Origin of the sequence: Enterococcus sp. 1001283B150225_161107_E12, from assembly GCF_015556925.1 — a bacterium.
GTDB classification, from domain to species: Bacteria; Bacillota; Bacilli; order Lactobacillales; family Enterococcaceae; genus Enterococcus_B; species Enterococcus_B mundtii.
On record NZ_JADNNI010000001.1, the window covers coordinates 344479 to 355127 of the forward strand.

Consider the following 10649-nt stretch of genomic DNA (forward strand, 5'->3'; position numbering starts at 1 on the left):
CTTCAGGACTAAGCGAAAAAGCCCAAAAATTTGAAAAACAAATTTCGGGTTTCTCGGCTTATAAATCACAACTGGACACTTTTATCAAAAACTTTTTTTGATCAATCACGTGGTTGCCATGGTCCTTGATTGTTTTGATACTCGATATCTTGGATGATTCCAATTGGATCAAAAACGACACCATGCATTGATCCGCCAAAGACAGCCCCACCGTCGATCCCGATTTTCTGATCTTGTATCCATAAATCAGTTGTCTGCATATCTCCATGGAGTAGTGGCGTGATCGTATGACCAAATACGATCGTCTTACCCGTCCGATTCTTATGCTCATGAAAAGGCTCTCTGATCCATAAAAAATCTCTAGGGCTAGTATCACGCCAATCTTTTTTAGTTAGATCAACACCCGCATGGACAAAAAGATAGTTTTCCCATTCATAATATAAAGGCAAATTACATAAAAAATCGACCAATTCACGATATCTTGAACGAATCATCATGGCAATCTCAGTTGGTGAATATTCTTCTGCTGCACCTGGATGCAAAAGACTTTCCATTGTTTCTCTTCCACCGTTTCGTAAATAAGACGGATACCAGTCTTCTGGTTCTTGGAGAAACTGTAAGAAGTACTCTTCATGATTGCCTCGCAAGTAGATCGCACCAGTTTCTTTCACTAACTTCATTCCTAGTAATAAGCAATCTTTTGTTTTTGGTCCACGATCATTCAAATCACCAATCAAGACTAATTGATGAAGATGTAGATCATAATGTGTTAATAGCTTTTGAAAAAGATCATAACTTCCATGGACATCCCCGATTGCATAGACAAATGGTTTATTCATGATACCACCACCTTTTCATTTGATTATATCGTAATTCCACTATCATAGGTAGCAACAATTTCCGAATAGTTAAAGGAAAAATCTCCTGATTTCAGATTAAAATGAGAGCCACGAAAATTTGAAGAACAACTTTCATGACTCTCATTTTATTTTATAAACACTAGCTACGTCTGCTTTGATTGTTAGAAAAATTATACAAATGCTGCTAAATGTGCATCGATTTCTTCTGTTGTTAGATTTCTTTCTTTGACATAGCGATTATGCGGATGTTTGGCACATGCTACTGAACATGATCCTAAATGTTTTTCTTCGTTTTCCACTGATGCTAACATTTGACGATTACACTCTGGATTTGCACAGTTGATATAACGTTCGCAAGGAGTACCATCAAACCAGTCTTTCCCTACGATCTGCTTATCTACATGATTGATGTCGACAGCGATACGCTCATCAAAAACATACATTTTGCCATCCCATAGTTCCCCTTGGACTTCTGGATCTTTGCCATATGTCGCAATACCACCATGCAATTGACCGACGTCTTTAAATCCTTCTCTCGCTAACCACCCTGAGAATTTCTCACAGCGGATGCCACCTGTACAGTAAGTGACGACCCGTTTTTCCATAAACTCTTCTTTATGGTCACGAATCCATTGTGGTAGTTCTCTAAAACTACGGATATCAGGGCGAACTGCTCCTCTAAAATGCCCAAGATCATATTCATAGTCATTTCGTGCATCGATCACAACCGTATCTTCATCAAGAATCGCTTCTTTAAACTCTTTAGGAGACAAATAAGCGCCGGTCATTTCTTTTGGATCAATGTCATCTTCTAGTTTTAGTGAAACTAGTTCAGGACGCGCACGAACAAACATTTTTTTGAACGCATGACCCTCGCTAGGATCAATTTTGAAAAATGTGTCAGCAAATCGTTCATCTGCCAACATCGCTTCCATGTATGCCTCAGTTTCTGCAATCGTTCCAGAAACTGTCCCATTGATCCCCTCTTCTGCGACAAGGATACGCCCTTTTAAATTTAGTGATTGGCAAAAAGCCAGATGTTCTTTCGCAAAAAGTTCAGGGTCTGTGATTGTAGTATATTTATAATATAGTAGTACTTGGTAATCCATTTAGTTACTTCCTTCCTTCAATTCATTCCATAACAGTATAAAGAAGTGTAAATAAAATGACGATATTTCTGCTTGTGTATTTTTGCGCAAGTATAGTTTACATAATATAAATATCGTAATTTTATGTATGCAAAGACACAAAAAAACCGACTAAAATATCAGTCGGAGTTCTTGCTTCATTCTTACTAAGTAAGTTATTTCCCTGTCACAGCAAAGTAATTCCCATCAGGATCTGCAAAATTGAATACATATTCTTCACCTAGATGTACCAAATCACCCAATGTCACTTCTAATTGTTGCATCTTTTTATATAGATCAAAAATATCCGCACTGTAGAACATCAAAGAAGGTGCCCCACTAGCTGTGCCTGGTGAATGCTGTTCGATAAATTCACGATCATATAATACAAACGCAGTATCCGCCTCTTTAGATTGGGCAATCTCAATGATCAACGTACCATCCATTTCTTGACGATCCAACTCCACAAAACCGATCTGCTGCCAGAAATCTGCATTTTTTTCAACGTCATCTACATATAACATGATTTTCATTTCATTTGTAAACATCTATTCATTCCTCCACTTTTTTCGTCCTAGCTAGTTTAGCATAGCTGGTACTGAAAATCTATGTTGGAGAGGTACGGATGAGAAAAGTGATTTATGTCCTTCATTTTATAAGCAAACTTATCTTTTACTAGTCAAGTCTATGCTATATGATAGTAATCAGTTAAAAATATTTTAATATAGTATTATTCGAAATCAGGATGAATAATACTATTCACTTGAATAAGATCTTTTCGAGTATATTTGTAACTTAGCTTTTTTGTTTAATAAGAAATTCACTTTCAGAAATTTTATTGATATAGTACACATTCCGTTTTTCGTTTACAATTTCTGATAAAACTTTTCTGCCAATTTGAACATCTTTAATATATTGAAATTTTTCACCACTATCATCTAGTTCACCAATAAGAAATTTTACAATTTGTCTCCCACCTTTAACAAGTACTGTAAACCTATTTATTGGTACATCATAAATACATTCAATCTTAAAGAATTGAGATCTATGAAGACAATTTTTATCCCTTTTGTTTTTCTAAAAATCATATGCCTTATCATGATACTATACTGTATTCCTTAAGGGGATATTTTGTTTATTGCTGTTCTTTGACTTTTACTTAAAATATGGTTTAATCCATAAAGATTTTAGGCATTGATCATTATCTACCACAGCGATGACATTCTCAAGAAACTCTACACATTTATCACTGTTATTAAGCATAAAATCTCCAAAGCATAACCAATTTCGTTATGAATCATAGTAAGTAAGCCACGATTCTTCCTTATCTGGCCTCCATGAACCTGATTCCAAAGCCTCTTCTAGTTTGATTTTGCCTTTCTGTACCCTTAACGGTAAAATCAAATCTTTTTTATTCCAACTTTCTTTTGGTGTGTATCCCCAAACTTGATTAGCAGAATTTTTAGTAGAGTCAAATCCTATATTTATATAATTTATAAGTAATAAAATATCTGAGTTTAATTTGGGATTAAAATCTAAGTTTCCATCCTTATCATCATACGTTACTTGTCCGTTAATTATTTCATTCTCAAAATTTATATTTAGTTTTATCATTTTTCACCCCATTAAACTAGTTTTTCTATCTAAATTGTTTTTTTCATTTTATGATTTCTCCTCATAGACTATGGAGCAGGAGTTGAATATGTACGTATAGCCTAAAAATCATCGTTAAGATTCATTCACGTGTTGTATTTTCGATGTACAACTTAAAGTATCAAGAACAAAAAATCATCCACAAACTAGTGTTGTGATGATTTTTTGTTCTTGAAATACCTTACTTACTATTTTCTAAAGTTTATAATTTTAATTTTTCTACTAATTTTTTAAAATTACGAATGTTTTTATTTCGCAAAGAATTTAGTTTAATTATTTCTGATAAATAATACTCTGATTTCTCTAATACTTCTGTTCTGAAGTCAGAAAATAGCATTTTTTTATCTTTCCAGAATTGATAATCCGGATTTGAAAGTTTCTCTGTGCGAATCCACCCTCCTTGACCCACTTTAGTACCTGAAACCTTACTAATAGATAGGATTTCTTTATCTCTATAAATTTCTATCCACGTATTAAAAGATTCAATATCATTAATCAAAACATAGTTTTCTGTTTTTAAAATCTCTAAGGCCCTTAAAAAACTTATAAACCAATCATATAGAGATACAGTAAAATCATCTAGTTCTTCTTCCAGGATAATCCCATAGTGTTCATTATCAATTGTGAAACTAAAATAGCCATATTCTCCGATAAGATTGTCTGAATCAATGTTTTCAAATACTTTAAATTTTATTTCAAGCATTTTCTCACCCTATTTCTTAAGATTTTTAAATTCCTCTAAAGTATACCGATACTTCCCATAAGACGTTCCAAATCCTCCATCAGGTTGGATATAAATATTGATTTCCTCTCCATTTATCTTATATAGAAAAGTATCTCCCTTCTTTCCTTGTGACAATAAATCATTATAAGCAATTTCTGTATATTTTTTTATATCTTCACTAGTCCAATTAGAATTGAAAAAGCTAGTTCCATCTAACTTTTCAGTCAATTGATTTTCAGTTAAAAACTGTGATTGTTTCTTGAGAGAATTAATATTATGTTTATTTATATGTGATTGATTATTTTTACTAAGAGGTCTTTTTATTTTAACATCTGATATCGCCCCACCTACCTCCTCAATCTTACCATTCTCCACCTGTTTCACACCAGTAGTCGTCAATACTTTGTAAGACGCATATGTAAAGCCTAATATCATCAGGGCTTGACCGAGTTCGGATTCATTGATCCATGTGTAGCCATCTTTGACATATTGCGAGGTAGAAACGAGACTGCCTAAGAGTGGGTCTAGTTTTTCGCCGGTTTCGTAATTGACACCTTGACGCCATGCTGCATTGACTTTCTCTTGGTAGGTGTCATACGTCATGAATTGGATCAATTCAGGGTCTAAGTAATGGCCTACTTTCGTGACATATTGATACAGCTCGGGGTTCACGATGCCGTAGCCTGATTGCTTGTCCTCGATTTTCCAAAAGACACGTGGGTTGCCCTCGCTATCGTGAATAATAAGAGCATAAACGTTGTACTTTTCTAGTTCTTTGTTTTTAGTTGGATCAATACCTTTTTTCTCGTTGTCTGCTTGTTGCCATTTGTCTTGGATCGTGGTTGTCCAGGTCAAATCTTTTGGTATAGAGAATGTTTTCGTTTGGCTATTCCAAGCAGTTTTTGTTTGGGCAAGTCCTTGATTGACTGCTTGTTCGAGACTTTTGATTTCTGTAAAAAATTGCGCGGTGCTTTGGTTGTAAGCTAAGAGTTTTTGGAGTTTTTCTTCCAGCTTCTGTTTTAAGTCATGATACATTGTGAGTAACAACGTATTTTGATTGAGTTGAAAGCCTTGATGTTCTTCTGGCATATAAGGTGAAAGAAGCAATTGTCTTATTCCCTCGGCTTGGGTGATATATTGATTCATTTGACGAATTTGTGCTTCCAATTCGGATTGTTTCAAGCTAATGGAATCAACTTGTTCTATGTACTGTTGTGGAAATCGTTTTGCTGCTTTTTCAACTGCTTCGGAGAGTAAGATTCCTCCTTGCACGAGTGGGTAAAGTACTTGGGAAAAATAGGCTTTTGCAGCATCGTAGGTTTTCCCTTGGAGATTGGGCGTTTGTAAAGTGAATTGAGTGATGGCTTGTTGGAGATTTTGGTAATCAGTGACTTGTTTTTGGCAGAAGTGACTGGCGCTCGTGGCTTGTGTCAGGGAGTCGTTTAGGTACATGTCGATACTCATAGGTTTTGTTCCTCCGACATGTTTTTTCTTTTCTCAAAAGCAATTTCTTCGAGTTTATTCGTGATTTTTTGTCGTTGGCTCATTTCATGATGTTGGCATTCATCAAAGCCATTCATCAATCGCCTACTTTGATGTGAAAACTCCGAGGTGAATGTTTCGATAGATGTAGAGACATTCGACTTCTGGTAAGACAACTGTAATCGAAATAAGAAGTTTCCGATTTCTTTAAAGTGATTCTGGTAATCTGAACGGCAGGTATCAAGTTGTTTCATTTTCTTTTCCTGTTCTTCTCTTTTTGCTTGCAACAACGTTTCCTCAGTATCAAGATTTGTCCATTGATTCATTAGTGTCTCTCCTTAAAAAGATCTCGACTTAATTGAGTGTCTAGTGTAGAAAATCCTTGAGCAACAGTTTGCAATTGATTAGCAGCGCCTGAGATGGCTGAGGCGATTTGGCTGGCAGAGTTTTTGGCGGATGTAAGACTACTTTGAATGTCTTGATTGCCAATAAGAGTAGTACGTGTATCATCTTCAATCGGTGATGTTTGTTTTAACGATGTGGTGGCACTGGTAATTTTTGAAGTGGACTGTTGGGCTTGTTGAGAATTACTGCTGAATGTGACCATAGATCTCCTCCTCGATTTATATAGACGGTATAGAACGCTTACATATTCATTATAACAATACATAACCTTCCGTTGGATGAGAATTGTATTAGATAGGTCTTGTTACCTTATTGTTTTATACATTTTTATATCGAAAATTCCACACTTTCACTTTTCGGAATATATTTACAGAGTAAAAAAAGCGAGAGCATTTCGCTCTCACTTTTCTTTTTTTATCAAGCATTCACGTCAACGACTTTTGCTTCATCTTTGATCACATCTCGATCAAGATCATTGATACGTGCACTTGTAACAATACCTGCTACCATACTACCACTTACGTTGACAGCTGTACGAGCCATGTCGATCAATGGTTCGACGGAGATAACTAAACCAACGATTGCTACTGGTAAGTTCATTGAACCTAATACGATCAATGAGGCAAAGGTTGCCCCACCACCGACACCAGCTACTCCGAATGAGCTGATTGTTACGATGGCTACTAGTAGCAAGATGAATTGAATGCTAAAGACATCCATTCCAGCTGCTGGTGCAACGATTGTCGCTAGCATGGCTGGGTAAACACCCGCACAGCCATTTTGACCGATCGATAAACCAAAGCTGGCAGCAAAGTTTGCTGTGGCTTCATCTACACCAAGTGCTTTTGTTTGTGTTTCAATATTCAATGGCAAAGCACCCGCACTTGAACGTGAAGTAAATGCAAAACTTAGTACTGGAAATGTTTTTTTCAAGTAGTCGATCGGGCTGACTTTCACACCGATCAAAATCAAGAAATGAACGATCATCACTGCAAACAATGCAAGATAAGACGCTAACACAAATTTACCTAAGTTCAAAATGGCATCAAAATCACTTGTTGCCATCACGTTCGTCATCAATGCGAACACGCCATAAGGTGTCAAACGCAAGACTAACGTCACGATACGCATCACGATACGGTACAAGCTATCGATCATATCTGCAAAGAATGATGCTTCTTTTGGTGCTTTTCGTTTGATTCCTAAGTAAGCAACCCCAACAAATGCCGCAAAGATCACGACAGCAATCGTACTTGTTGCACGAGTTCCGGCAAGGTCTGCAAAAATATTTTTAGGAATAAATGACAAGATTTGTTGTGGAATACTTAATCCTTCCACTGTTTCTTGTCGTGTCGCTAACTCAGAAATACGAGCAGTTTCGGCTGCTCCTTGCGTAAATTCAGCACCTTGAAGACCAAATGCGATCGTCACACCGATCCCAATCAATGCGGAAATAGCCGTTGTTGCTAATAAAGTGGTCAGCACCGTTGCACTGATTTTACCTAATTTTTCTGATACTTTCATTTTTGTAAAAGCCGCAACGATTGAAACAAAGACTAAAGGCATGATCAACATTTGTAAGAAACTAACGTAGCCGTTCCCAACGATACTGATCCAATCCATGGATTGCGTAATAACCTCGTTTTCTACTCCAAAAATCAGTTGCAATGCGCCCCCGAATACGATACCGGCAGCTAGCGCAGTGTAAACCCGCGTTGAAAATTTTGCATGGCGCTTTTGCATACGATAAAACACATATAATAATGCCGCAAAAACTAGAACCACTAAAACTGTGATGAGTGTTGTCATTTTCATCCTCCTCTTAATTTGTAATGACAAGTCCATCTAAGGAAGTAAAGGTTCCCGAGAAGAACTCTTCAGCTCTTCTCCTGAAAATATTTTTTCAGTGACTTATTCATTCTAGACTATTTTCCGAAATTTTTCCTTACTTTTGCTTACAATTAGTAATAGAAAAAAACACTAGTGATAGCTAATAACTATCACTAGTGTTTTTTTCTTAATTTTCTTCTTTGGCTTTTTCTTCTTTTTCTGATTGGAAGTTCAATTTCACACCTGGTGCATCCAAGGCGATCTCTGTTACTTCGTAGGCCAGACGTTTGACCATCTCAAAAAGTGGTGCCACTAATTCATCGACCTCTTCTTGCGTCACATCGTTTTGATCTTGGACTTTACGATTCAAGATGTGGTTGATTTGACTAACGCTTCCAGATAACACATATGTATCAAATACTAAACGAAATTCTAAACGGGCACCAACGATGCTATGTTCTTTCGGATAGTTTTCAATTGTCTCTTTTAGTGGTGAAAAACCTACTTTTAAGTCGGTTTGTACCTCTTGATCAGGCTTTAAAAAATCATAATGAAAAGCTTCTACTACTTCTTTTTGTCTTCTAATTTCCATTTTATCACTCCTCTGTTTAAATTATAGCATAACTAAAGTTGAAAGGGGATACTTATTCTGCATTCTTTTCGATTGCTAAAATATCCGCTAGATTCGCCACAATATGATCGGCAGGAATCTCACCTAAGAAATGATCAATATCATATAGGCAAGTGTGGATCTTTGCATTGATCCCTGCTTCAATATCTAATCTTCGATCCCCTACCATCATCGTTTTTTCTGGGTCTAAGTGATACTGATCGATCAAGTGATTGATGGCATCAGGTGCTGGTTTTCTGGCAAAGCCTTGGTCGATACCAATCACTTCTTCGATCAAATCTGCTAGCTCAAAGACTTTTAAAAGTTTCCAAGTAGAAGCCGTTACACGATGTGTTAAAATATAATGTTTTGCTCCATTCTGTTTTAAACGGCGTAAAACCATTTCAGTCTCTTTGAACGGTACTGAGAGTTCCTGATATTGTTCTTCATATTGATGAAACAAATGATTGAAGGAGACTTCTTCTAATTGATAGCTTTCTCGTAGTTTTCTCACCGATTCTTGCTTCATCACACGATAGATTTCCTTTTTTGGGCGTTCGATACCAAAATCTTGTAATGCTTGAGATACTCCTTCAACCATCGCCGGATACGTATCGAACAATGTCCCATCAAAATCCCAAATGTAATTTTTAATCATTCTTTTACTCCTTTTTACTCATTTCACTAGACATTTGACTAGTATTTTCTCTTATACCTTTCTTGTAAATTGCGTGCCGCACTTTTTACAAGTCACTCGAATCTCACCCTTGCCTTTCGGCGCTCTTTGCTTGAGTTGACAAGTTGGACATGAAAAAATCGTGTAGGTAGCGCTAGCTTGTTGTTCAGGTTGACGTTTCAGTTTATTTTTTATTTTTGTAAACCAGCTTTTGATCGCCACTGTTTTTTGTAAATACGCTTGATTTTCGTTTGAACGAACATAGATTTTCTTTGAACTAAATCGAGCGATGGTCAAAGCGATAAAAAAGAAGAAGAGTAGATAGCCTAAACTGAAAGGAAACCAATATCTAACGACAAAGAAAAATAATCCTAAAACTAACAATAAACGATTCAATGGATCAAGACGCGCATATCTCCCTTTCATGACTTGTTGATATTTTTGTTGAGCTTTCATTATACGTTGTATCCAAATAGGTCCCATTTTTTTCTCCATTTCTCTTTTATTCAAAAAGAAAAAGCCTTAGTTGGCCTTTTCCATCGTCATTTGTTGTAACACATGACGGTTCCGCATAAAATCGATCACGATCAGTTTTTTTTCATCTTCACGTTTTACCACTCGAAAGGTATATTGTAAAGGTAATGTCAACTTCTTAGATTGGATTTCCTTCAAGCGAACAAAACGACGGATCAACGAGAGCAATTGTGGAAACTGGATCGATGTGTGTAATAATTCTGGATATTTTTTTAATAACTGCGTTGTTTTAAACAAATTTCTTTTTCGGCTGATTTGTTTTAAAAAACTTTTTAATATCTTTTGCTGCCGCTGAAAGATTGAAAGAGAGCCTTCTTCATCGATCTGGTAACGCATCTGACGTTGTAGATCTTTCACCGATAGATGTACTTCAGTGGTACCTGACTCTACGTTGATTCCTTGAGGGAAAAGTTCTGAGATTGCTTTGTCCCACTCATTTAATGATACTTCAAGATAGTCATTCAATGGCAGTTGAAGTTCTTGAACAAAAAATTGCTTGGCAGCTTGAATGCCACCTTGTTCGTAAATTTCCCCAATCGTCAACCCTTCTAAATGAAACTCCGGCGAAAAATGCAAGACTGTTTTTTGTTCATCGATTTGCGTATAGATGAATGTCGACCGTTTGAGAATCGTATCTTTTAAAACAACTAAAAAATTCATTCTTCTCCCCCTTTTTTCTATTACAAAATAGCATATTTTCAACTGTTTGTGTGCAAATATGCAGGAGATTTCATAAAATCTTATTCTT

Annotated in this window: 13 protein-coding genes; all 13 read right to left on the minus strand. The window is 36.2% G+C overall.

Annotated features, from left to right (window positions below; genetic code table 11):
- Nucleotides 1–101: 101 nt before the first annotated feature.
- Nucleotides 102–839 (minus strand): metallophosphoesterase family protein, encoded by a 738-nt coding sequence (locus I2F89_RS01475; protein WP_071867663.1) that lies wholly within the window; start codon nt 837–839, stop codon nt 102–104.
- A 191-nt stretch (nt 840–1030) separates the two neighbouring features.
- Nucleotides 1031–1969, minus strand: a complete 939-nt coding sequence (locus I2F89_RS01480) for a rhodanese-related sulfurtransferase (RefSeq protein WP_195513283.1) — start codon at nt 1967–1969, stop codon at nt 1031–1033.
- Between the two features lie 194 nt (nt 1970–2163).
- Entirely contained in the window at nt 2164–2535 is a 372-nt protein-coding gene (locus I2F89_RS01485; protein ID WP_115357714.1) for a VOC family protein, read from the minus strand.
- 742 nt (nt 2536–3277) lie between these two features.
- Nucleotides 3278–3601: a hypothetical protein gene (locus I2F89_RS01490; protein WP_218150053.1), complete on the minus strand. Its 324-nt coding sequence runs from the start codon at nt 3599–3601 to the stop codon at nt 3278–3280.
- Between the two features lie 241 nt (nt 3602–3842).
- Nucleotides 3843–4343: a hypothetical protein gene (locus I2F89_RS01495; RefSeq protein ID WP_074799265.1), complete on the minus strand. Its 501-nt coding sequence runs from the start codon at nt 4341–4343 to the stop codon at nt 3843–3845.
- Nucleotides 4344–4352: 9 nt separating this feature from the next.
- A complete protein-coding gene (locus I2F89_RS01500) occupies nt 4353–5828 on the minus strand; it encodes an LXG domain-containing protein (RefSeq protein WP_229078010.1) in 1476 nt (491 codons plus the stop codon).
- Entirely contained in the window at nt 5825–6172 is a 348-nt protein-coding gene (locus tag I2F89_RS01505; protein WP_195513284.1) for a DUF3958 family protein, read from the minus strand. Before I2F89_RS01505 ends, I2F89_RS01500 begins: the two co-directional genes overlap by 4 nt.
- Nucleotides 6172–6453 carry a TIGR04197 family type VII secretion effector gene (locus tag I2F89_RS01510; protein WP_195513285.1) on the minus strand — a complete coding sequence of 94 codons (282 nt, stop codon included), beginning with the start codon at nt 6451–6453 and terminating at the stop codon, nt 6172–6174. The genes I2F89_RS01505 and I2F89_RS01510 overlap by 1 nt, the downstream gene beginning before the upstream one ends.
- 215 nt (nt 6454–6668) lie before the next feature.
- Complete coding sequence (locus tag I2F89_RS01515) at nt 6669–8060, minus strand: L-cystine transporter (RefSeq protein ID WP_019724480.1); 1392 nt, start codon at nt 8058–8060, stop codon at nt 6669–6671.
- A gap of 208 nt (nt 8061–8268) precedes the next feature.
- A complete protein-coding gene (locus tag I2F89_RS01520; protein WP_019724590.1) occupies nt 8269–8673 on the minus strand; it encodes a DUF1149 family protein in 405 nt (134 codons plus the stop codon).
- Nucleotides 8674–8725: 52 nt separating this feature from the next.
- Nucleotides 8726–9346 carry an HAD-IA family hydrolase gene (locus I2F89_RS01525; protein ID WP_177187653.1) on the minus strand — a complete coding sequence of 207 codons (621 nt, stop codon included), beginning with the start codon at nt 9344–9346 and terminating at the stop codon, nt 8726–8728.
- 54 nt (nt 9347–9400) lie between these two features.
- On the minus strand, nt 9401–9823 hold the full coding sequence (locus tag I2F89_RS01530) for a hypothetical protein (protein WP_229078011.1): 423 nt from the start codon (nt 9821–9823) through the stop codon (nt 9401–9403).
- A gap of 66 nt (nt 9824–9889) precedes the next feature.
- Nucleotides 9890–10561, minus strand: a complete 672-nt coding sequence (locus I2F89_RS01535) for a hypothetical protein (RefSeq protein WP_195513286.1) — start codon at nt 10559–10561, stop codon at nt 9890–9892.
- Between the last annotated feature and the right edge of the window lie 88 nt (nt 10562–10649).